The organism is Nocardiopsis camelliae (assembly GCF_028993595.1).
GTDB classification, from domain to species: Bacteria; Actinomycetota; Actinomycetes; order Streptosporangiales; family Streptosporangiaceae; genus Nocardiopsis; species Nocardiopsis dassonvillei.
In genome coordinates this window covers 5,026,078-5,048,457 of record NZ_CP118614.1, presented here as the reverse complement: position 1 = coordinate 5,048,457, position 22,380 = coordinate 5,026,078, and the positions used below count along the sequence as shown (strand labels likewise).

The following is a 22,380-nucleotide window of genomic DNA, read 5'->3' as shown; positions in this document are numbered from 1 at the left end:
GACGGGGCCGGAACCCCGCGTCGGGATACCCGCGGTTCACCTGGATGTACGCCGCACTGCGCCGGTCCCGTCACCGGAGGGGGCGTGTCGTCCGGGGCGGCCGAGGGGCGCCGTCCGACACCGCTCCGCGGAGGTTTTTCGGCGTGTACGGAGTTGCGCCTTGCTTCCCGGGCCGACGTGCGTAGACATTAGCTGACGTGCGCGGACATTTGTCGGCGACGCCTGGCTCCCGGCTCCGGAACTTTCTCGGGGACAAGTGCGCCAGGAGGCCGGATGAACCTCGCGGCCGTCCCGAAAGCAGGACCCGAGCCAGTCCGGGACGGAACGGAGAGAACGCCCGGACGGCCCTAGCCATTCACAACGTATGGGGATAGAACTGGCTGAGAATAATCAGTGCGCCGCGCCAGTGGTCACCGCCTGGTGGCCGACTGTTGGCCGACAACTGGGCCTTTGTTCAGCCATATCTAGAAAGGTTGCTTCCCGCCGGTCCCCCTGGCCGGTTTTGCTCCCCCTCCCCCGCAGACCGGAGGCAACTGCATGCCAACGACACATTCACGACGTGCGCAAACGCCGAGTGCTCCGCGGACACGCCGTTACTCTCGCGCGGCGCTGGCGGCCTCGATGGCCGCCGTCATCGCCGGTTCCCTGACCGCGGTGTCCGCCCCGGCCGCGGCGGCGCCGTCGGAGAACTTCGACGACACCGCCTACCGCGGTGAGATCGAGGTGGTCCGCACCCCGGCCGGAGCCGCCGACGACGCGGTGCTGACCGGCCAGGTGTTCGTCGACGCCGACCGGGACAGCGCCAGCGACGGCGAGGAGGCCGGCCTGTCCGGCGTCATGGTCACCAACGGCCGCGACGTGGTGCTGACCGACAGCGAGGGCCGTTACGAACTGCCCGCGTTCGACAACATGACGGTGTCCATCACGCAGCCCTCGGGCTATCAGGTGCCGATGGACGAGCACAACATCCCGCAGTTCCACTACAACCACCTGCCCGAGGGGTCGCCGGAACTGCGCTACGGCGGGATCGAGCCGACCGGCCCCCTGCCGTCCGAGGTCAACTTCCCGCTGGTGGAGAGCGAGCTGACCGCCACCGACGCGCAGAGCTGCATCATGGCCGGAGACCTGCAGACCTACGACCGGCAGGAGATCGAGTACGCGCGCGACGGCGCCATCGCCGACCTGGCCGCGCGCCACGACTACGCCGGCTGCGGCACGCTGTTCGTCGGCGACGTCGTCGGCGACGACCTGTCGCTCTACCCCGAGATCAAGGACCTGGTCGCCGAGACCAACGGCCCGGCCCGCTTCCTGCCGGGCAACCACGACCTCGACTTCGACGCCCCCGGCTCCGAGCACTCCTTCGACACCTACCGCGCGCAGCTGGCTCCGGAGTACTACTCCTACGACGTCGGCAACACGCACATCATCGCGCTCAACACCGTCGAGTACCCGTGCGTCGCGGCCGAGGACAGCCCCGCGGGCATCGAGGCGCACTGCGCCGACCCGGAGGGCGACCCGTCCTACAACGGCCGCCTCGACGAGGACCAGCTCGCCTGGCTCGAACGCGACCTGGCCAACGTCGACCCCGACAAGCTCGTCGTCGTCGCCAGCCACATCGGTCTGCTCAACTACGCCGACTCCACCTCCCCGGTGCACCAGACCGACCAGGTCCGGCGCGTGCACGAGCTGCTGGAGGGCCGCAGCGCCGTGGCGGTGTCCGGCCACAGCCACAGCATCGAGAACCTCAAGACCGGTGACGGCGCCAAGGGCTGGAACGACCTGTTCGGTGTCGAGGGCCTGCCCTTCCCGCACATCACCGCGGGCGCGATCTCGGGCGACTGGTACTCCGGCGCGATCGGCGAGGAGGGCTACCCGACCGCGATCGGCCGCGACGGCGGACGCCCCGGCGTGGTGACGCTGGACATCCAGGGCAGCGAGTTCCAGGAGCGCTACACCGTCACCGGCGAGACCGACGACGTGCAGACGCAGCTGGGCATCAACAGCCCGACCTACCGCGAGTGGGTCGGGGAGCGCCAGGAGTGGAACGGCAACCCGGTGGGCGAGGCCCCCGAACTGGAGGAGCCCCTGGTGGTCGACCGCAGGGACCTGGCCCACGGAAGCTGGCTGACGACCAACTTCTTCTTCGGCTCCACCGGCTCGACGGTCGAGGTCAGCATCGACGGCGGACCGGCCCGGGAGGCCACCCGCACCCAGCAGATGGAGGGCGAGGCCGTCAACGTCGGCGTCGAGTACTCCGACCCGTACGCGGTCGCGCAACAGCTCGTCCACGGCGGCAGCCTGGCCAACCGGACGATGCACCTGTGGCGGTTCGACCTGCCCAGGAACCTGCACACCGGTGAGCACACCGCCGAGGTGACCGCGACCGACTCCTACGGCCGCGAGTTCACCGACGTCCTCGAGTTCGAGGTCGTCGGCCGGAGGTAGTCGCGCCTTCGCGACAGGAGGGCCGCCGCCCCGCACGGGTGGCGGCCCTTCGCCTCGCCCGTTCAGCCCCCGTCGCGGCGGAAGAGGAACAGCCCGTACCGCGCGTCGGGGTCCAGCCACCGGGCCCTCAGACCGAAACCGTGCGCCCCCACCTCCTCGGTCAGCCCCTGAACATCGAACTTCACCGAGTAGCCGACGTTGACGAACCGCCCGCGCGGCACCCGCACGGTCAGCCCCAGACCCGGTACGGGCACCGCCCGGTCGGCCCGGGCGCGAAGACGCCCCTCCACGGTGGTGGTGTCCGCGTCGTAGCGCGCCTCCGGGACGAAGTCTTCGAGCACGAAGTCGGCGCCGTAGAGGTCGTTCAACCGGGTGAGGTAGTTGAGCCGGAAGTCGGCGAAGGCCGAGTGCCCGGCGGGATCGTTGTAGCAGGTCTCCAGGGCCTCGCGGCCCTTGTCCAGGTCGGCGGAGACCAGGAAGGCCTCGCCCGGGCGCAGGGTCCGGGCGATCTCGCCCAGCAGCGCGTCGCGTTCCCCGCGGGTGGCGTTGGCGAAGCTGCTGCCGAGGAAGACGATCGCCAGCGGCTCACCGGGGTGGGTGCGCAGCCAGTCCAGACCGGCTTCGTAACGTCCCCACAGGCCCGTGACCTCCAGTCCGTCCAGCTCCGCGCACAACTCGGCGCCGCTGGACTCCAGCATGCCCCGGTCGACGTCGATCGGCAGGTAGGCGGTCTCGCGCAGGCGCAGACAGCTCTCCAGCAGCAGCCGTGTCTTCTTCGCGCTTCCGCTGCCCAGCTCGGCGACGCGCCCGCAGGCGAGCAGTTCGGCGATCTCCGCGGAGTGGCGCTCCAACAGGTCGCGTTCCACGCGGGTCAAATAGTAGGTGGGCAGCTCGGTGATCCGCTCGAACAGCGCGGAGCCGACCGCGTCGTAGCCGAGCCAGGGCGGCAGCCGGGGCGGTGACTGCCGCAGGCAGTCGCGCACCACGGTGTCGTCCGGCACCGCGTCGCCCCTGTCGGCGAGCGGAAGGACACGGGCCCGCACCGCTGGTCCAGGTGTTCTCATGGTCTCCTCACGTCCGTCCCGTCGCTTCGCGCAAGCCCGACTCGCCCCGGCTCCACCGGCTCAGGAGGTACTCCTCCAGCCGGGTGGCCAGGAGAGTGCTGGCGCGGACGCCGAACACGATGTCGGAGGCCAGCTCGGGTTCGGTGCTCAGCAGCGGCGCGATCACCTCGCGCCGCAGGAGCTGCTCGTGCACCGCGTCGGCCTCGACGTGCTCGGCGTAGAACCGGATGGCGGCCGGACCGCAGTCCAGCCTCCGCATGGCCTTGACCAGCCGGTCCGAGCCGGGGGAGGAGGTGAGCTCGACGGTGGCGAACTGTCCGATCAGCGCTCCGCGCAACCCGCGGTGCAGACCGCACAGCGACATGAAGTTGACCTCGGCCAGCATCTCGGCGGGGGCGGAGTCGAGGTAGGCGCCGTAGTCCGCGCACAGGCCCAGTTCGGCCATCATGTCGGCGAAGAGCGTGGAGTGCGTCCGCTCGGGGTCCCCCGCGCCGTACTCGTCGTGCTGCACGGTCACGAGCGCCGCCTTGGCGGGGCCGTGCAGGCGCGGGATGACGAAGGTCTGCGGGTCGGCCTCCTTCAGGTGGTAGAGGGAGCGGAGGGCGACGTACTCGCGCAGCTGCCACAGCTGCCCGTGGCGGCGCAGGTGGTGGGAGGCGCCGAACGCGTCGACGTGCTCGACCAGGAGCGCGCCGATCTCGCTCTCGACGTCCGTGCCGGGGGCCACCTCGTCCCTGAGCGCGCCGAGGAAGGCCCCCTCCAGTCCGGCGCGCAACGCCAGCAGCGCCGGGTCCCACTCGCGGTCGGCGTCGACTCCCCCGAACCCGCGGTAGTGGAGCTCGTAGCAGCAGTAGAGGGCGAGCTGGAGGTCCTCACCGTAGGGCGGGGAGCCGTCCACCGGGGGGAGCCCGGTCCGGTTCCCGCGCAGCGCTTCCAGAACCGCCTCGGAGACCGGGCCGCGGGGGGCGGGCAGCGTCGGCGCCTCCGGCGTCGTCATGGTCATGGGCCGTGCTCCTTCCCTCCGTCGCCGCGTACACGCCGGCGGTGGCTGGTGTCGCAGAACGGGCGGCGCCTGCTGCGGCCGCACACGCACAGCGCGGTGACCGCCCGGTCGCTGCGCACGCGCGTTCCGTCGGGCGTCTCCACGTCGACCGGGCCGTAGACGAGGACCGGGCCGTCGTCGGTGACGACGATCCGGCGGCGGTCCTCAGCCATGGCGTGCCTCGATGACCACGAGTTCCTCCTCCGTCTGGTCGGGGCCGAGCAGACCTCGGGCGCGCAGCGCCGCGGCACGCGCGCGCAGCACCGGCCCGAACGGGATGCGGGCCCTGGCGAGGACCTCGGGCACCAGCCCGGCCTTCCTGAGCTGTTCCAACGTGGCCTGCTCGTCGGCGAGTTCGGACTGTACGAGCAGCAGTGCGCCGTCCTCGCTGAGCACCGAGGACGCCCCCGCGCAGATGCGGTCCAACAGGATCCGCCCGTCCGGCCCCGCGTCCCAGCACCTGGCGATCCGGTGGCGGGGCAGCCGCCGACCGGGAGCGGGCATGTAGGGCGGGTTGGCGAGCACGAGGTCGAAGCGGTGCGGGGCCACGGGAGCGAACAGGTCGCCGCGCCGGACCTTGGCCGGGACCCCGTGCAGTCGGCTGTTGAGCCAGCTCGCCAGCACCGAGCGGCGCGACAGGTCGATCGAGGTGAGGCTGGCCGCGCCGGCGCGGAAGGCCTCGATGCCCAGCGCCCCGGTGCCCGAACCGACGTCGAGGACGGAGCGCCCGGCGACCCGGCCGTGCTGGCGCAGCACGGTACGGAGCAAGGAGGTGTCCTCCTGAGCTGGGTAAACACCCGGTGGCCTCATCAGCAGCATGGGGCAGCCACTACCCGGTCCCGACCCCTCCAACCGCCGCGCGGGCCCTGCGCGTGATGGCCTGTGACCGTGGGTGACGCGGAGGTACGCTGGCGCGCGGGGCGACCGAGCCACCCCCGTGCCCGGAAAGGAAAAGGGGGAGACCACCGGCGTCCGGTACGCCAGGATCTGAGCATGGAAATGTCCGACGTTACTCGTGCGACGGCGGCCGCGACCTCGGTCGCCGCCTCGCTCGGCCTGCCGGCCAGCGGCGCGACCGTGCTCCACAACTCGAACAAGCTGGCGCTGCGGCTGACCCCGTGCGACGTCTTCGCCCGGGTCGCCCCCGTGGGCCAGGAGGTCGCGCGGTTCGAGGTGGAGCTGGCTCAGCGGCTCGTCGCGGCGGGGGCCCCGGTGTGCCCCCTGGAGCCCCGGGCGGACCCGCGCGTGTACACGCGCGACGGCTTCACCGTGACGCTGTGGACCTACTACGAGCCCGTAACGCCCCGCGTCCCACCGGCCGAGTGCGCCGAGGCGCTGGAACTGCTGCACGCCGGCATGCGCCGGGTCGACGTGCCGAGCCCGCGGTTCACGGACCGGATCACGCAGGCGCAGGACATCGTGGCCGACCCGGACCGCTCACCGGATTTGGCCGACGCGGATCGCGCCTTCCTCGGCGGCAGGCTGGCGGGCCTGCGACGGACGATCGGGGAGCGCGGCGCCGCGGAGCAACTGCTCCACGGAGAACCGCATCCGGGCAACGTGCTCAGCACACGGATCGGCCCGTTGTTCATCGACCTGGAGACGTGCTGCCGCGGACCCGTCGAGTTCGACCTCGCCCATGTGCCCGAGGAGGTCTGCGAGCACTACCCGGACATCGACCAGGGGCTCCTGGACGAGTGCCGACAGCTCGTTCTCGCGATGGTCGCGGCGTGGCGCTGGGACCGCGGCGACGAGTTCCCGAACGGGAGGCGTTTCGGGGAGGAGCTCCTGCGCGCGCTGCGCGGCGGTCCTCCCTGGCCGACACTGGACACGATGAACAGGCGGCTGGGCGGCCTGTAGAAAGCAGGTTCCGACGACAGCACCACGGGTGTGCCCTAACCGCAGGGCTTGCATCCAGCCTCTGCCAAGGAGTACGCGAGACGGCCCCCGTATGAGTGGCAACTGCGCTTACACCGTCGACGGGGGTAAACCAGCTGACCCCGGCATCTACACCATGACCGTCACCTAACCGCCACAGGCCGAATATCAGGAGAGCCCCTCCTGGTCTGTGTGGGTCAAGTCAGGGGGAAGAGAACAGCGACGGGAAGGTCACCGGTTTCGACTGCTACCTGATCGATGGACAGTCCGCAGTAGTTTCCGACTGCGGAGAACACCGCTGGCAGGAGTCCTTCCATATTCTGCTCCCAGTACAGCTCCAGCTCGTCCTCCGGCATGTCCCACACGGATGGGAAGACTGCACCCGCCGCTTGTAGCGCGGCATCGAACGCTGATCCGTAGCCCGTGTCCTCCCCGTACTCCACACTGACGATGTGGCCTTCGGGAGTGACGTGTGAGATGTAGGGGGGCGGGTCGTGCCTGTTCAAGCTCACACAGACGGTTTCCACCCCGGCCAGCGCGGACATCGGCGGGCCGCCGCGACGGTGCATGTGCCAGGTGGCCATTTCCCGATCCTCCAGTACGTACACCCAGTCACCGTAGGTGCCGTACATGGCGTAGTTGACTTTTCTGGTATCCATCCCGTCAGGAAGGGCCACCGATCGCCAGTCCTTGTATAGACAGCCTTCGTCGAGCTGGAGGGGCTCTGCGCCGAGACAGGTGAGGAAGTCCTCGGTGTCGATGTCACGGGCTGCGGTGAGGGAAATACCACCGAGCATCCCGGGGATACGGGTGCTCGGCCTCTGATCGCTGTGTACGCCGATCCATCGGATTCCATTGCTCATGCGTTCACGGTACGCAACAGGTCGATCTGTGAATTGGCCGATCCGTTTTCCGGGCAGGATTCTCCGGAGAACCGTTGAATACCTTGGCGCGCAGGCACTGGAGTTCGCGGTGGTACCAGGTTCAGGTGGACCTGGTTCAGACCTCGGTTCACGGCGTTGGCGACGCTGTCTCGTTCTCCTCGCGTTTTGTCCATGCCGTCTGATCGCGGCGCGCGAGGACCTGGGGGCAGGGGCTTCGGCTGGGTCGGCCGTATGCGGCCTTGGGGCACCAGGGCGTGTCCCCAGGCCCGAGAGGTACACCACGCCGCGGCATCGGGACGGTTGTGGAGCGCTGGTGGGCTGGCACGGGGGCGTGCCCGGCGCGGGCCACCAGGGTCACGGGACGGCAAAGTGCTCCGCGAGGTGGGCCTCCACCTGTACTGGACCTTGCACTGCGGAGCACACATGGAGGATGTCAGGCCCCGAACCAGACCCGGCGCCTCGTCTGTTCGACTCGCGCACCCCCTCTGACCTGGGGTTTTGTGGCGCACCCGGCAGGATTCGAACCTGCGACCATCGGATTAGAAGTCCGGTGCTCTATCCACTGAGCTACGGGTGCTCGATTCAATTGTCGCCCGCCATGGCAGGTCGTGATCACGCTGTGACACGTGGTCGCGGGAAGGCGTCGCGCGCCGAAGGCGGGGCGGGGGCCGGTCGGCGGGCCTGCGGTCGGGAGGACCCGTGCCGTGGTGCCGGTGGCGTCCCGGGCAGACATTCTAGGGTATTCGCCTGATGTCGCCCACAGTCGGGCAAAGACTCATCAACTACGGTGATTCGTAGTTGCCTCTCGTTACCACGCGCGTTCCACCAAACCGGTCGCTATGGGCCTCGCGCACCACGTTACCGGTGATTAACTCCCGGTGCGGTGCTGTACCCCGGGCGTTTCGCGAAGTCCCGATGCCCGAGGTGGGACGGGGAGTCAGAACCACCACCACTGACCTGCGGAGACCATCAGCACGGCCAGCGCGGTCAGCATGCGGAGGCCCCTTGCGGTCAGTCAATTATTGCTCTTTGTGTATGTGTTATTACCCAGAGAGACAAACATGGTTTGCCGTGGTTTGGGAGTTGCGAGGGACTTCCTTGACACGGCTAACGTGGTCGGGTGCGATCTCTGGGACTGGTGGCGGGCTTCCTGCTCGACAAGGCGGTGCCCGACCCGCGTCGGGGGCATCCGGTCGCCCTGTACGGGCGCGCCGCGGGATGGTGGGAACGGCGCGTCTACGGGGACTCGCGGGCGCGCGGCGCCCTGTTCGCGGCCGGGGCCGTGCTTCCGGTGGTGGCCGCGGGTTCCGTGGTGCGGGGCGGCGCGGCGACTGCTGCGACGACGTGGGCCGTGCTCGGCGGCAGCATGCTGTGCCGGGAGGCCGAGCAGATCGCTTGGGCCCTGGAGGACGGCGACCTCGCGCGGGCGCGGGAACTCCTGCCGAACCTGTGCGGCAGGGACCCCTCCCGGCTCGACGAGGAGGGAGTCGCCCGGGCCGTGGTCGAGTCGGTCGCCGAGAACACCTCCGACGCCGTGGTCGGGCCCCTGGTCTGGGGAGCCCTGGGCGGGGTCGCGGGCCTGGCGGGTTTCCGCGCCGTCAACACCCTCGACGCCATGGTCGGCCACCGCGATGAGCGCTACGAACGGTTCGGGTCCGCCTCGGCGCGGCTGGACGACCTCGCCGGGTGGGGCCCGGCCCGGCTGACCGCGGTCCTGGCGGTCCTGGCCGCGCCCGTGGTCGGCGGTGACGTGCGCGGGGCGTGGCGCGTGTGGCGGCGCGACGGCGACCGGCACCCCAGCCCGAACGCCGGGCAGTGCGAGGCCGCGTTCGCGGGCGCGCTCGGCCGGACCCTGGGCGGCGCCAACGTCTACGGGGGGCGCGAGGAGCGCCGCCCGGCGATGGGCGACGGGCCCCGGGCCGGGGTCGACGACATCCGCCGTGCGGTCCGCCTGGCCCGGGCCGTCCACCTCGGGGCCCTGGCCGTGGCCGCGGCGGCGGCCCGGTAGCGCCCGGCTGGCGTCGGTGAACGCCCCGGGCGCGGGCCCGGCTCAGGTCAGGTTGCGCGCGTAGTTCACCTGCTGGTGGATCTGGCCCACCATGCCAGGGTGGGTCACCATGATCGTCGTGCTGTAGTGCCTGTCGTGCCCCTGGACGGTGACCTGCACGTGCCCGGTGGTCCTCTGCTCCTTGACCAGGAGGAAGAGCAGTCCGAGCAGACAGGTCCACCAGAAGACCAGGACGGCCACGATGACCGCCCAGGTGGGCGTGTTCCGTTCGGTGCGGCTCATGTCGTTCACCGTCCACACCGTTCCCCTGATCGGGAAGCGCCCGATGGGAGTGATCACGGTGTGCCGGGAGAACGCGATCTCGCCGATGGTGCCGAGGGGGACGTCCCCCTCGGGCTGGGGCGGGGGGACGGCGGGCTGGTAGCCCCCGGTGGGGGAGCCGTAGGGCTCCAGGGCCCCGCCGCCGTGCTGCTGCGGGGGAAGGCCCCAGCCGGGGGTCTCACCGTGGGGCTCGTGCCACCACGGTTCCCCCGGGCGGGAGTTGGGGTACTCGCTCATGCCGCGATTGTGTCAAAAGGCGGGCAGGCACAGAACCACTTCCCCGGTACCGGCGCCGACCCGTCCGGCCGTACCGGCGGCCCCGCGGGGGTGCGTCCGAGGACCGTGGCCGGATGTGGCCACGCCCCGTCTCCCGTGCCGGGCACTGCCCCGACCGCCCTCCGGAATTCGGGCTGCTTGTGGCGCAGGTCACTCCAAACCCGCCGGTTTTCCGGTACGGGGTTCCTCCGGCCCGCCCAAATATGAATCTCTTTCGCGATTTCCTTACTCGTGCGTAGCATGCGCTCACCCATCGCCCGCACCCCCAGGTGGTGACAGCTCTTGTTCCCCTCGCTCAGACGACGGCTACGCACCGGCGCCTCGGGTACCGCCCTGATGGTGGCCGCGGCCACGCTCGCCGCCCTCCCCGCCGCCCCCAGGGCCCTCGCCGAACCGGAACCCGACTACTGCGCGCCCGGGGGATGCAACGACATCCTTCCCCCCGGCCAGAACGGCAGCGCCACGCTCGTCGAGATCCTCGGCCACCAGGTCTTCGGCACCCGGCCGCGGCACTCCTCCAGCCAGCTGGACATGTACGACAACCTCGTCCACCACTACGACGGCCTCACCGAGGAGGGCCTGGACGACTTCTTCCTCGACGCCGGTTTCGGGGTCGACGCCGACGACGTGGGGCGCCGGTACCAGCCGCGCGACGACGTCACCATCACCCGCGACGCCGACCACGGCATCCCGCACGTCGAGGGCACCACCCGTGAGGGCACCATGTTCGGCGCCGGGTACGCCGCGGCGGAGGACCGCCTCTTCCTCATGGACGTGCTGCGCCGGGTCGGACGCGGTGAACTCACCTCCTTCGCCGGAGGGGCCGAGGGCAATCGCGGGCTGGAACAGGACCTGTGGCGCAGCGCCCCCTACACCGAGGAGGACAAGCAGGCGCAGATCGACCGGGTCGCGGCCAGCGGAGAGCGCGGTGCGCAGGCCCTCGCCGACGTCGACGCCTACCTGGAGGGCGTCAACGCCTACATCGAGGAGGCCGACGACGACCGCGACTTCCCCGGCGAGTACGTCCTGACCGGGCACAAGGACGCCATCACCAACGCCGGGGAGATCGAGCCCTTCACCCCCACCGACGTCGTCGGCATCGCCGCCATGGTGGGCGGCATCTTCGGCGGCGGTGGCGGCGGCGAGGTCCAGGCGGCCGTCGTGCTCGCCAACTTCCGGGACCGCTACGGGGCCGAGGAGGGCGCCGAGCTCTACCGCGCCTGGCGGACGGAGAACGACCCCGAGGCCGTGGTCAGCGTCGAGGGCGAGTTCCCCTACAGCGGCACCCCCGAGAACCCGGTCGGCGAGGCCGTGCCCGACCCCGGCTCCGTGGAGCCCTACGACATCGTCCACGACGAGCACGGTTCCGCGCTCAGCGGCGAGACCGCCGAGCAGCCCGCCCCGTCGGCGAGCACGGTGGAGGAGCCCGAGGAGGGCGCCGAGGCGCCCGCGGTCGAGGACCTGCCCCGGGAACAGCGCGACGAGCTGGAACAGATGGTCGAGGACGGGGACCTGTCCGCGGTGGAGGGCGTGTTCAACGACGGCGTCCTGCCCGAGGGCTTCACCGACCCCCGCGGCATGTCCAACGCCCTGCTCGTCTCGGGCGAGCACACCGCGAGCGGCAACCCCGTCGCCGTGATGGGCCCCCAGACCGGCTACTTCTCCCCGCAACTGCTCATGCTCCAGGAACTCCAGGGGCCGGGTATCAGCGCACGCGGCGCGTCCTTCGCGGGCGTGAGCTTCTACGTCCAGATGGGGCGCGGCGTCGACTACGCCTGGAGCGCCACATCGGCGGGCCAGGACGTCACCGACACCTTCGCCGTCGAACTGTGCGAGACCGACGGGTCCGCGCCCACCACCGGGTCGCGCGCCTACGTGGACACCGCCGGGGACTGCGTGCCCTTCGAGGAGCTGAGCGTCACCAACGAGTGGTCGCCCACCATCGCCGACGGCACTCCGTCGGGCGGCTACACGCTCACCTCCCTGCGCTCGGAGTTCGGCCTGGTGCACTCCTTCGCGACCGTGGACGGCGAGCCCGTCGCGTTCACGACGCGGCGCTCCACCTACATGCGCGAGGTCGACTCCATCATCGGCTTCCAGCGCTTCAACGACCCCGGCGAGGTCACCTCGGCGCAGACCTTCACGGACGCGGCCGAGGACATCGGATACGCCTTCAACTGGCACTACGTCGACGACGAGGACATCGCCTTCGTCAACTCCGGGGCCAACCCGGTCCGGACCGAGGGCACCAACCCCAACCTGCCCGTGGACGCCTACTCCGACGCGGGCTGGTCCGGCTGGGACCCCGACACCAACGGCGTCGACTACCACCCGCAGGAGGACCACCCGCAGGCGATCAACCCCGACTACATCGTCAACTGGAACAACAAGCCCGCCCAGGGCTACACCTCCGGCTGGGCCACCGGGTCGGTGCACCGCGGCGACCTCATCGACGGCCGCGTCTCCGCGCTGGTCGCCGACGGGCACGAGTTCACCACCGCCAGCCTGACCCGGGTGATGATGGAGGCCGGGGTCGCCGACCTGCGCGCCCAGGAGGTCCTCCCGCTCCTGCTGGAGGTGATCGGGACCGAGGCCGTGGACGACCCCGAACTGGCCGCGGTCGTGGAGGAGCTGCGGCTCTGGCACGAGTCGGGATCCCTGCGCCGTGAGCCCTTCCGCGACGCCGGGCACTACTCCCACGCCGACGCCATCCGCACGCTGGACGCCTGGTGGCCGCTGCTGGTGCGGGCCCAGTTCGAACCTGGCCTGGGCGAGGACCTCTACACCCAGCTCACCAGGGCCGTGCAGACCGACGAGTCGCCCTCGGGCTCCATCGGGGGAGGCGAGCCCGGGAGCGTCAACCAGGCGCAGCCCCACCGGGGCTCGGCGTTCCAGTACGGCTGGTGGTCCTACGTGGACAAGGACCTGCGCACGGTGCTCGGACAGGAGGTGGAGGGCGGACTGGGCGAGGCCCACTGCGGTGGCGGCGACCCGGACGCCTGCCGTACGGTGCTGCTGGACACCCTGGCCCAGGCCGCGGACACCCCCGCGGCGGAGGTCTACCCCGGCGACGAGCACTGCGACCCGGGCGACCAGCTGTGCGCGGACACGGTGATCCACCAGGCGGTCGGCGGCATCAACATGTGGCCGATCGCGTGGCAGAACCGGCCCACGTACCAGCTCGTCTACCAGTTCTCCGGCGGACGGTAGGACGGGCGGAGCGGACGCGGCCCGCGGTGGCCCCGAGCGGGTGCCGGCGGGGGCCGCGTCCGCGTGTCACGGCAGGGGAACACCGGAGCCGGATCGCGTGCTTCGCCGGGTCCGTGTGGGTAGCGTAAGGAATACCCGAACATGAGCGGGAGGGCCGCAGGAACATGGACGCCTGGTTGATCTGGCTCATCCTCGCCGTGGGCCTGGGAGTCGTCGAGGTCTTCACACTCACGTTCGTACTGGGCCTCCTGGCGGTCGCGGCGCTGGTCGCCGCCCTCCTCGGCGCCATCGGGCTTCCGGTGGCCGCACAGATCATCGGGTTCACCGCCACCGCGGCCGCCGGAATCTACCTCGTGCGGCCGATCATGCGGCGCCAGCTCAGGGGCGGCCCCGTCGTCAGGTCGGGTGCCCAGGCGCTCGTCGGACGCTCCGCGGTCGTCCTGCAGGAGGTCGGCGCCGACCGGGGCAGGATCAAGCTCTCCGGGGAGGAGTGGTCCGCGCGCTGCATCGACGAGGACCTCGTCATCCCGGTGGGCACGCGCGTGGACGTCATGGAGATCGACGGGGCCACAGCCGTTGTCTACCCGCGCGAGGCACTGCCCTGAACCCCGCCACAGTCACGTTCCCGACCTAGGCCAGGTGCCAGCACATGGAACCCACCATCGCCCTCATCATCCTCGCGGTCGTCGTCGTTGCCGTTGCCCTGGCGGCGATCCGCATCGTCCCGCAGGCCAGGGCGTACAACATCGAGCGCTTCGGCCGCTACATCCGCACCCTGAACCCGGGCCTGAACTTCCTCATCCCGGGCGTGGACCGCGTCAACTCCAAGTTCGACCTGCGCGAGCAGGTGTTCACCTCGCGCCCGCAGCCCGTCATCACCGAGGACAACCTGGTCGTCAACATCGACACCGTGCTGTACTACCAGGTCACCGACCCCAGGGCCGCGGCCTACGAGGTCGCCAACTACATCCAGGCTATCGACCAGCTCACCGTCACCACGCTGCGCAACGTCATCGGCTCCATGGACCTGGAGAAGACGCTCACCTCCCGCGAGGAGATCAACACCCGCCTGCGCGGGGTCCTGGACGAGACCACCGGCAAGTGGGGCATCCGCGTCAACCGCGTGGAGATCAAGGCCATCGACCCGCCGCCCACCATCAAGGAGGCGATGGAGAAGCAGATGCGGGCCGACCGCGACAAGCGCGCGGCCATCCTCCACGCCGAGGGCGAGCGCCAGTCGCGCATCCTCAAGGCGGAGGGCGCCCGCCAGCAGGCCATCCTGGAGGCCCAGGGCGACCAGCAGGCGGCCATCCTGCGGGCCGACGGCGAGGCCAAGGCGATCGAGCGCGTGTTCCAGGCGGTGCACGCCAACAACGCCGACGCCAAGGTGCTCGCCTACAAGTACCTGGAGACCCTGCCGTCCCTGGCCGAGGGCGACGGCAACACCTTCTGGGTGATCCCCGGCGAGCTCACCGAGGCCGTCAAGAACGTCAGCCACGCCTTCGCGGGCGACGCCCCGACGGTGCCCTCCACGCGGAAACAGGAGGACGAGGAGGAGACCGAACCCCGCGGACCCGCGCAGCTCACGGCGCCCGACCCCACCCGTTCCTCCTCGGCGCAGGCAGCCGTGGACGCGGCCGAGGCCGCCGAACGCGCGGTGGCCGACGCCCGCGACGACGTGAGGCGGGCCGGGTCGGCCCTCGGCGGCTCCCGGACGCCCGGGCCGCGCGAGGAGGACTAGGTTCCGTCCGCGCGGCCGGTCGCGCCGCACCGGCGGCGGGGCCACCGGCCGCGGAGCCGGTTCGGAGCGGCGGGGGAGAGGGGCCGCCTTCCCCCGCCCGTCGTGCGTGCGGCCCGGGGCCGTCCGGCTCAGACCAGCAGGAGCTTGCCGGTGGTCCGGCGCGAGGCCAGGTCGCTCTGGGCCCGCCCCGCGTCGGCCAGCGGGTAGCGTCCGCCGATCCGCACGTCCAGGCGGCCGTCGCCCACCAGCGCGAACAGGTCGCCGGCCCGGCCCAGGAGCTCCTCGCGGTCGGCCACGAAGTAGGCCAGCGAGGGCCTGGTCAGGTACACCGAACCGGCGGAGTTGAGCCGCTGCGGGTCCACCGGGGCCACCTCTCCCGAGGACTGACCGAACAGCGCCAGCACACCGCGCGGGCGCAGCGAGGCCAGGCTGGCGTCGAAGGTGTCCCGGCCGACGCCGTCGTAGACCGCGGCCACCCCCTCGCCGCCGGTGAGGTCGCGCACCGCCTCGGCCACGGGGGTCTCGGCGTAGCGCACCACCTCGTCCGCGCCCGCCTCGCGCGCGATGCGCTCCTTCTCCTCGGTGGACACGGTGCCGATGACGCGCGCGCCGCGCTCCTTGGCCAGCTGGGTCACCAGCAGACCGGTGCCGCCCGCGGCCGCGTGCACCAGCACGGTGTCGCCCTCGGCCACCGGGTACACCGAGCGGACCAGGTAGTGGGCGGTCATGCCCTGGAGCAGCAGGGCGGCGGCCTGCTCGGCGGAGACGGCGTCCGGGACGGGGACGACCAGCGAGGCCTTGACCACGGCCCGTTCGGCGTACGCGCCGGGGGCCATCGCCCAGCCGACCCGCTGCCCCGCGGACAGGTCGGTGACGCCCTCGCCGACGGCGGCCACCACGCCCGCGCCCTCCATCCCCGGGACGTAGGGGAGCGGGACGTCGTACAGGCCGCTGCGCTGGTAGATGTCGATGAAGTTGACCCCGCGGGCCTCGACGTCGATCAGGACCTCCCCGGGGCCGGGCGCCGGGTCGTCCCTCTCGGCCAGCCGCAGTACCTCGGGTCCGCCGTTCTCCTCGATCACGATGGCACGCATGGGTCCACTGCTCCTTCCGGGTCGGTTCCCGGCATCATGTCAGCCCGGAGCCCGAACCGGCCACGGCGGCCCGCTCACTCCGACCGGCCCTCCTCCAGGATCCGGTGCAGCGAGAAGTCGGTGAAGAACGCCGAGAACGGCTGGTTGCTCGGCCCCTGCCGGGCCACGATGCCGACCCTGCGGCGGTCCTGCGGTTCCTCGGCGTCCTGGGGGAGGGGGTTGTCGTCCACGGTGGTCAGGACGTGCTCCTCGTTGACCCACATGGACAGCTCCATGGTGTCCTCGGCCTCGTCGAAGCGGCAGGAGAGCGTGACGGTGTTGGTGGGGATGTTCTCGTGGTCGAAGCCGAAGGGGTTCCCGGCGTCGATGCCGTACTCCTCGCGCGACGACTCGTCGTAGACCGGGTAGGGCACGTAGCCGGGCACGTCGGTGGCCTCCGCGAGAACGCTGTCGCCCTCGGTCTCGCTCATCCGGCGGACCGACGCGCCCTGGCCGTCGTGGCGCAGCAGGGCCTCGTACTGGCTGCGGCCGTCCTCACCGTCGTTGTCCCAGCAGCGCAGGCCGAACATGGACTGCTCGGGGCCGGTGACCGCGTACACGCCGCTGCTCACCAGGACGTCGGCGGGCAGTTCCTGCTCCTGCTCCAGTTCCACCACCTCACCGCGGCTGGGCTGGGTGTCGGGCTCCACCGTGAGCACGACGCCCTCCTGCTCGGCCCAGTAGCCGTCGGACTCCTCGTACGCGTAGGTGTTGCTGACCCAGCCGGGGTCGGAGCTGAAGTCGGGATTGTGGATGGAGACGGTGTTCTCCGGGATCCCCGGGCCGTCGTTGAGCAGGACCGCCGCGCCCACGGCGGCCACCAGGACGACCGCGCCCGCGGCCGCGCCGATCACCACCAGCCGCCTGCGCTTGCGCGGTGCGCCGCCGGACGGTCCAGCGGGGCTGCCCGGTGGGCCCGGAGCACCGGGGCCGCCGGGACCGGAGTAGGCGTTGAAGGCGTGTTGGCCCTGGGCCGGGGACGGGTGACCGCCGTGCGCCTGGTGCGCCGGGGGGACCTGGCCGCCGGAGTGGGCGTAGTGGCCGGGAACCTGCTGGCCGTGGACCTGAGGCTGGCCCTGGGGCGGGTGGCCGCCGTACCCCGCGCCCTGCTGGGGGCCCGGGGGCTGGAGGCCCGGGTTGCCGTGCCGCTGTTCCAGGTGGGGCGGCTGTACCGGGTGCTGGACGTGCGTGGGCTGCGCGTACGGGTTGTACTGCGTGGCCTGCGCCTGGAGGGGCTGGCCGCCGTCCGGGAGCGCGGCGCCCTGCTGCGGTCCGCTGTCCGGGGGCTGGCCCTCCGCCTGCTGGGGTCCGCTCGGCGCCTGGTGCGCCGCGGGCCCGCTCTCCCGCACCCCGACCCCGGTGTCCCGCGGCGGCCGCCCCGGGACCGGGGAGCTGCTCGGCGGGGCCCACGAGGTGCTGATCGTGCGCTCCACCTCGGACTCCTGCGGGTCCTCCTGGCCGGTGAGCCGGGCCAGGAGCTGCTTGGAGGTGGGCCGGTTGGCCGGGTCCTTGTCCAGTGCGGCGTTGACCAGGTCGTACATGTCCGGGTCCAGGCCGTCCAGGCGCGGCGGCGCCGAGGAGATGTTGTGCAGGACGGCGGGGACCGTGGCGGCGTCGAAGGGGGCGGTGCCGGTTCCGGCGAAGGCCACCAGGCAGCCCCACGCGAAGATGTCGGCGGCCGCGGTGGCCCGCTCGCCCAGGATCAGCTCCGGGGCCATGTACGAGGGGGTGCCCATGAGCTGGCTGGAGCGGGTGACCGCGTCCGCGGCCTCGTCCAGGGCGCGGGCGATGCCGAAGTCGATGACCTTCGGGCCGACCGTGGAGAGCAGCACGTTCGCCGGTTTGAGGTCGCGGTGGACGACCCCGGACCCGTGGATGGCGGTGAGCGCCGCGGCCACGCCCATGGCCAGGCCCTCCAGGGTGCCGCCCGCCATCGAGCCGTCCGCGCGGACCGCCTCGTCCAGGTTCGGGCCCGGGACGTACTCCGAGACGATGAAGAGGGGATCGCCCTCCAGCCGGGCGTCGATCACCCCCGCGGTGGAGAAGCGGGCCACGCGGCGCGCGGCCTCGACCTCGCGCGCGAAGCGCAGCCGGAAGGACTCGTCGTCGGCCAGGTCGGGGTGGATGAGTTTGACTGCGACGGACCGGTCGGAGGCGTCCCTGGCGAGGTAGACGGTGCCCATGCCGCCCCGGCCGAGACGGCTCACGATGCGGTAACCGTCGAGTTCGCGCGGATCCCCCACGCGCAGGGGTTTGCCGCTCTGCTGCCCGTTCGACGTCACAGTTGGGGGTCCCTCATGAATCGTGGAGTTCGCGCTCACAGCGTACAGATGCCGACACGCCGACGCGCTCTGGACTGACTCGCCCCCCGGTCCCCGCGGACGCGGGCCCGGACCCGGGGCGGGGTGTTCGTGAGCGGCGCGAACGCGCCGTGTCAGTCGTGGGGATGCCCCTCGCGCCCGAACGGTTCCCCGGAGGCACCGGTTTTCGCTAGGATTAGAACACACGTTCGAACACCTGGCCGCGTCTTCCCCACGGGTGGGTGTCCCGGTGGCGTGTGCCGGGACTGACAGGAGGCGGATGATGCTGAGGGGAAGTGTCGTGGGACGCTACTACGGGGCGGAGGTGACCGTCGTCGAGGACGAGGGGCGCCCGGCCCGGTTCGTGTGGAACGGCAGGGTGTACGGAGTGCGCAGGATCCTCGAACACTGGGTCACGCTGCGCATGGACTGGACACCGGCGCGTGAGTCCCAGGCGCCCGAGCGCAGGCACTGGCGGGTGGAGGCGGGCACGGCCCAGTCCCAGGGGGTGTACGAACTGCGCCACGACACGGCCACCGGAAGGTGGCTGCTCTCCCGCGTGTGGGGGTGAGGACGCGCCCGGCGCGTCCTCGTCCGCTCCGCGACCGCGGTCCGTACGGCCCCGCCCGCCCGGTACGACCCGTGCGGGCGGGACGCCGCCCGGTGCGGTCGGCAAGCCCGGCGCGGACGGGGCGCACGCGTCAGTCCAGGTCGCCGGGGAGCAGGCTGTACACCGCCAGGTCGGCGCGGCCCTCGTGCAGCGGCATCGCGCTGCGTTCGACGCCCTCCAGGCTGAACCCCGACCGCTCCGCGACCCGGCGCGAACCGGTGTTGCCGGTGGCGGCCTTGATCTCCACCCGCCGGAAGCCCTGTTCCAGCGCCCAGCGGGAGACGGCCACGGCGGCCTCCGTCGCGTACCCGCGGCCGCGTCCCCACGGTGAGACCCAGTAGCCGACCTCGGTGTTCATGGCCGCCCACACGACACGCACCAGGCCCACCGAGCCCACGAGCCGCTTGGTCTCCTTCTCGACCATGGCCCACTGCTGTCCCTCGCCGCAGGTGCGCAGGGCGGGGGCCACCTCACGGCACCACCGCTCGGCCTCCTCCCGGGTGTAGGGCACCCCGGGCAGGGGGAGGGGGAGCCAGCGCTGGAGTTCGGCGTCGGTGCAGGACGCGTGCACGTCGTCGACGTCGCCCTCGACGAACGCGCGCAGCCGCAGGCGCTCGGTCTCCAGGATCACTGACGGCAGTATCGGTCTGTCTTGCGTGGTGGTCACGCCTCTCCCCTCGGGTCGGAGTGCGCTCACGATACGCGCCGGACCCGAGCGCGGCACCCGGATTCTTCCGCGGGTGCCCGAGACAGGGCGGTACCGCCCCGACCAGGAGGCGCCCGTCGGCGCGGCCGCGGACCCCGTGCGGTCCGCGGTTCCGGCGGGCGCCCCCGTCCGCCTATGCCAGGCCCGCGATGACGCGCTGGCGGACCGCGCTGTCGAACACCTCGGAGAAGGCGTTGCCCGGGCACTCGGTCTCCAGCCAGTCGCGGTGCCGGGAGATCGCGTCGCCCGGCGTGACCACGCCCGTGCCCGGGTTGACGTACTCGATCCGCCCGGCCGGGTCCACGCCGGTCACCGCGCACAGCACGCGCAGCACGTCGACCAGGGAGTCCTGCGCCGCCTGCGTGGGCAGCTCGTCGGTGAAGTCCCCGAGCAGGCACACGCCCACGTTGCCCTGGTTGAACCCGTAGGCGTGCCCGGCGGTCACCGACTCGGCCCGCCCCGGCCGCGGGACCCCGGAGAAGACCGGCACACCGTCCCCGCCCGAGTGGCGGCCCTCGTAGACCACCCCGTCGGGGTCGATGAGCACGTGGTAGCCGATGTCCCCCCACGCCTGCTGCACCGCGTGCAGGTAGTACACCGCCCGCACGTCCGCCGCGTGGTCGTCGCCGGTCGGCATCGCGGTGTGGTGCACGGTCAGCGCCTGCACGGGGTGGAACTCCGCCGCCCACAGGTCGTTGCCGAGGTCGTCGAAACGCCAGGACTCGTCGGCGCCCCAGCCCGCGCGGGTGCGGAACGGGACGCTGGTCCGGCCGCGCGTCACGCCGGAGGCCTCCGCGGACAGCGACGCCTGTGCGGGGCCGCCGAAGCGCAGCACCTCGCCGTCGTGCAGGTTCACGGCCGCGCTCTCCCCCCTCGAACGCACCTCGTAACCGGTGGCGCCCTCGGGAGCGCGCACCAGCGCGGCCGCGACCGGGTCCCGGTCGTCGCGGCCCCCGGTGTGCAGGTGCACCGGGTTCCACGAGCCCAGGCCGTCGGCGGTCTCGAAGCGGACCGCCGCGTCGGTCTCCCCGGGGTCGCCGGTGACGGCCACCATGTCGAAGCGCAGGTCGGGGCGGACGAGTCCGTGTGAGGCGGAGGGCTCCGCCAGGACGCGGGGGACCGTGCGGTCGCCGCCGCCACTGCCGCCGCCGGTGTCGGCCAGGGCGGGGCGGGCGGAGGGGAGCGCGGTGCCCAGCGCGGTCAGTCCCGCGGCGGCGGTGGCACCGGCCAGGAGGGTACGCCTTCGCATCGTGTGTCCGTTCTCTCGGATCGGGCGGGGGAGGGCCCGGGGGTGGGAACCCGGACACCCTGGCACAGGACCGTGAGCCGCGCCACCAACGGCACGTCCGAATGTGTGGCCAAGGCGCCCCCCGTTCACCGGAAGGGCTGGTGATGGCGTATGGTGCGATGTTTTTCCTGTGAAGAAAGGAACACACGGGGTGGGGGAGTACATGGACGCGGGACACGACCTGCGCCACCACGGTGACGCCGAGGTCGGCGGCGGACTGCTCGACCTGGCTGTCAACGTGCGGGGCCGGACACCGCCCGCCTGGCTGGGGCGGCTCCTCGCCGACTCGCTGACCGGCCTGGGCGCCTACCCCGACCCCTCCCGGGCGCGGGAGGCGGTCGCCCGGCGCCACGGACGGGGGACGGGCGAGGTCCTGCTCACCGCCGGGGCGGCCGAGGCCTTCGTCCTCCTGGCGCGGGTCCTGAACCCCCGGCGGGCGGTCGTCGTGCACCCCCAGTTCACCGAGCCCGAGGCCGCCCTGCGCGCCGCCGGGCACGCCGTGGACCGGGTGCTGCTGGAACCGGACTTCACGCTCGACCCCGGACTGGTCCCCGAGGACGCCGACCTGGTCGTGGTGGGCAACCCGACCAACCCGACCTCCGTGCTCCACCCCGGGCCCGTCCTGGCCGGGCTGGCCCGACCCGGGCGCGTGCTGGTCGTGGACGAGGCCTTCGCCGACTGCGTTCCCGGCGAACCGGAGTCGCTGGCCTCGCGCGGAGACCTGCCGGGCCTGGTGGTGGTGCGCAGCCTCACCAAGACCTGGTCCCTCGCCGGGCTACGCGCCGGGTACCTGCTCGCCGAACCCGGTCTGGTGGCCGAACTCGCCGCGGCCCAGCCCCTGTGGTCGGTGTCCACGCCCGCCCTGGTCGCGGTGGAGGCGTGCTGCAGGCCGCAGGCCCTCGCCGAGGCCGACGCCTGGGCGGCGTCCCTGGCCGCGCACCGCGACGACCTCGCCGAGGGCCTGCGGAACCTGGGCCTGCGGGTGGTCCCGGGAGCGCGGGCCTCGTTCCTGCTGGTCGCGGACCCGGAGGCGGACCGCTTGCGGGCCCGCCTGCGGGAACGGGGGATCGCCGTGCGGCGCGGCGACACCTTTCCCGGCCTCGGACCGGAGTGGTTCCGGGTGGCTGTCCGCGAGCCCGCGGTCCACCGGGTCCTGACGCAGGCGCTGGGGGAACTGCTCGCCCGGTGAGGCGGCTCCGCGGCCGGGGCCGCCCCCCGGAACCGACCCGGGCCCGCGGGGTTCCCGACCCCGGCCGGGTTTCTCGCGCCTGGCCTGTTCGCGGAGCCAGCGCGCGCCCGCGCGGTCTCTGGCACAGTTGGTGATGACTCGGGACCTTCGGCGGCCGGACCGGTACCGGCCGCCCCGAGTCCGCGGTACCCGTGCGGGCGGCGCGGAAGCGGCGGACTACGCTTACCGGTCTGTGCCGGACGAGGCGGAGACGGGCCCGCCACAACACCTCTTGCGTGGAGCGAT

Annotated in this window: 18 protein-coding genes and 1 tRNA gene; 8 read left to right on the top strand and 11 right to left on the bottom strand. The window is 72.1% G+C overall.

The genetic code is table 11. The features are described from left to right. The first annotated feature begins 621 nt into the window (after positions 1 to 621). Positions 622 to 2,445, top strand: a complete 1,824-nt coding sequence (locus tag PV789_RS22005) for a calcineurin-like phosphoesterase C-terminal domain-containing protein (RefSeq protein WP_274974344.1) — start codon at positions 622 to 624, stop codon at positions 2,443 to 2,445. Between the two features lie 62 nt (positions 2,446 to 2,507). On the opposite strand, the gene PV789_RS22000 is transcribed toward PV789_RS22005, so the two are convergent. Genes PV789_RS22000 through PV789_RS21985 form a run of 4 tightly spaced genes read right to left on the bottom strand, consistent with a single transcriptional unit; the run spans position 2,508 to position 5,361 of the window. Further along, positions 2,508 to 3,509 (bottom strand): L-histidine N(alpha)-methyltransferase, encoded by a 1,002-nt coding sequence (locus tag PV789_RS22000; protein ID WP_274974343.1) that lies wholly within the window; start codon positions 3,507 to 3,509, stop codon positions 2,508 to 2,510. A 7-nt stretch (positions 3,510 to 3,516) separates the two neighbouring features. Then, on the bottom strand, positions 3,517 to 4,512 hold the full coding sequence (locus PV789_RS21995; RefSeq protein WP_274974342.1) for an iron-containing redox enzyme family protein: 996 nt from the start codon (positions 4,510 to 4,512) through the stop codon (positions 3,517 to 3,519). Further along, on the bottom strand, positions 4,509 to 4,724 hold the full coding sequence (locus tag PV789_RS21990) for a CDGSH iron-sulfur domain-containing protein (RefSeq protein WP_212643192.1): 216 nt from the start codon (positions 4,722 to 4,724) through the stop codon (positions 4,509 to 4,511). The genes PV789_RS21995 and PV789_RS21990 overlap by 4 nt, the downstream gene beginning before the upstream one ends. Continuing rightward, positions 4,717 to 5,361: a HemK2/MTQ2 family protein methyltransferase gene (locus tag PV789_RS21985; RefSeq protein ID WP_274978210.1), complete on the bottom strand. Its 645-nt coding sequence runs from the start codon at positions 5,359 to 5,361 to the stop codon at positions 4,717 to 4,719. Before PV789_RS21985 ends, PV789_RS21990 begins: the two co-directional genes overlap by 8 nt. Positions 5,362 to 5,544: 183 nt before the next feature. Between PV789_RS21985 and PV789_RS21980 the strand changes: the two genes are divergently transcribed. Then, positions 5,545 to 6,411 (top strand): phosphotransferase, encoded by an 867-nt coding sequence (locus PV789_RS21980; protein WP_274974341.1) that lies wholly within the window; start codon positions 5,545 to 5,547, stop codon positions 6,409 to 6,411. 215 nt (positions 6,412 to 6,626) lie between these two features. Here PV789_RS21980 and PV789_RS21975 read toward each other — a convergent pair whose 3' ends face one another. Beyond that, entirely contained in the window at positions 6,627 to 7,292 is a 666-nt protein-coding gene (locus PV789_RS21975) for a hypothetical protein (protein WP_274974340.1), read from the bottom strand. Between the two features lie 522 nt (positions 7,293 to 7,814). Continuing rightward, positions 7,815 to 7,890 (bottom strand) — tRNA-Arg (locus tag PV789_RS21970). A gap of 543 nt (positions 7,891 to 8,433) precedes the next feature. Here PV789_RS21970 and PV789_RS21965 point away from each other — a divergent pair. Continuing rightward, positions 8,434 to 9,321, top strand: coding sequence for a cobalamin biosynthesis protein (locus tag PV789_RS21965; protein ID WP_274974339.1), 888 nt, complete (start codon positions 8,434 to 8,436; stop codon positions 9,319 to 9,321). Positions 9,322 to 9,363: 42 nt separating this feature from the next. On the opposite strand, the gene PV789_RS21960 is transcribed toward PV789_RS21965, so the two are convergent. Further along, positions 9,364 to 9,879 (bottom strand): hypothetical protein, encoded by a 516-nt coding sequence (locus PV789_RS21960; RefSeq protein WP_274974338.1) that lies wholly within the window; start codon positions 9,877 to 9,879, stop codon positions 9,364 to 9,366. 321 nt (positions 9,880 to 10,200) lie between these two features. Here PV789_RS21960 and PV789_RS21955 point away from each other — a divergent pair, with 321 nt between their 5' ends. The 3 genes from PV789_RS21955 (at position 10,201) to PV789_RS21945 (ending at position 14,869) form a co-directional block, all read left to right on the top strand. Continuing rightward, a complete protein-coding gene (locus PV789_RS21955; RefSeq protein ID WP_274974337.1) occupies positions 10,201 to 13,128 on the top strand; it encodes a penicillin acylase family protein in 2,928 nt (975 codons plus the stop codon). A gap of 164 nt (positions 13,129 to 13,292) precedes the next feature. After that, a complete protein-coding gene (locus PV789_RS21950; protein WP_013154452.1) occupies positions 13,293 to 13,733 on the top strand; it encodes an NfeD family protein in 441 nt (146 codons plus the stop codon). 44 nt (positions 13,734 to 13,777) lie between these two features. Further along, on the top strand, positions 13,778 to 14,869 hold the full coding sequence (locus PV789_RS21945; protein ID WP_274974336.1) for an SPFH domain-containing protein: 1,092 nt from the start codon (positions 13,778 to 13,780) through the stop codon (positions 14,867 to 14,869). Between the two features lie 128 nt (positions 14,870 to 14,997). On the opposite strand, the gene PV789_RS21940 is transcribed toward PV789_RS21945, so the two are convergent. Both PV789_RS21940 and PV789_RS21935 read right to left on the bottom strand, forming a co-directional pair. Further along, positions 14,998 to 15,963: a quinone oxidoreductase family protein gene (locus PV789_RS21940; protein ID WP_274974335.1), complete on the bottom strand. Its 966-nt coding sequence runs from the start codon at positions 15,961 to 15,963 to the stop codon at positions 14,998 to 15,000. Between the two features lie 74 nt (positions 15,964 to 16,037). Beyond that, positions 16,038 to 18,284, bottom strand: a complete 2,247-nt coding sequence (locus tag PV789_RS21935) for a serine/threonine-protein kinase (RefSeq protein WP_274974334.1) — start codon at positions 18,282 to 18,284, stop codon at positions 16,038 to 16,040. Between the two features lie 298 nt (positions 18,285 to 18,582). On the opposite strand from PV789_RS21935, the gene PV789_RS21930 reads away from it, so the two are divergent. Then, a complete protein-coding gene (locus PV789_RS21930; protein WP_013154448.1) occupies positions 18,583 to 18,873 on the top strand; it encodes a DUF6504 family protein in 291 nt (96 codons plus the stop codon). A 130-nt stretch (positions 18,874 to 19,003) separates the two neighbouring features. Here the strand turns inward: PV789_RS21930 and PV789_RS21925 are convergent, their stop codons facing one another. Beyond that, on the bottom strand, positions 19,004 to 19,579 hold the full coding sequence (locus PV789_RS21925; RefSeq protein WP_274974333.1) for a GNAT family N-acetyltransferase: 576 nt from the start codon (positions 19,577 to 19,579) through the stop codon (positions 19,004 to 19,006). 172 nt (positions 19,580 to 19,751) lie between these two features. Then, a complete protein-coding gene (locus PV789_RS21920; RefSeq protein ID WP_274974332.1) occupies positions 19,752 to 20,867 on the bottom strand; it encodes a peptidoglycan recognition protein family protein in 1,116 nt (371 codons plus the stop codon). Positions 20,868 to 21,069: 202 nt separating this feature from the next. On the opposite strand from PV789_RS21920, the gene cobC reads away from it, so the two are divergent. Further along, entirely contained in the window at positions 21,070 to 22,095 is a 1,026-nt protein-coding gene (gene cobC, locus PV789_RS21915) for an Rv2231c family histidinol phosphate aminotransferase CobC (RefSeq protein ID WP_274974331.1), read from the top strand. Positions 22,096 to 22,380: the final 285 nt, after the last annotated feature.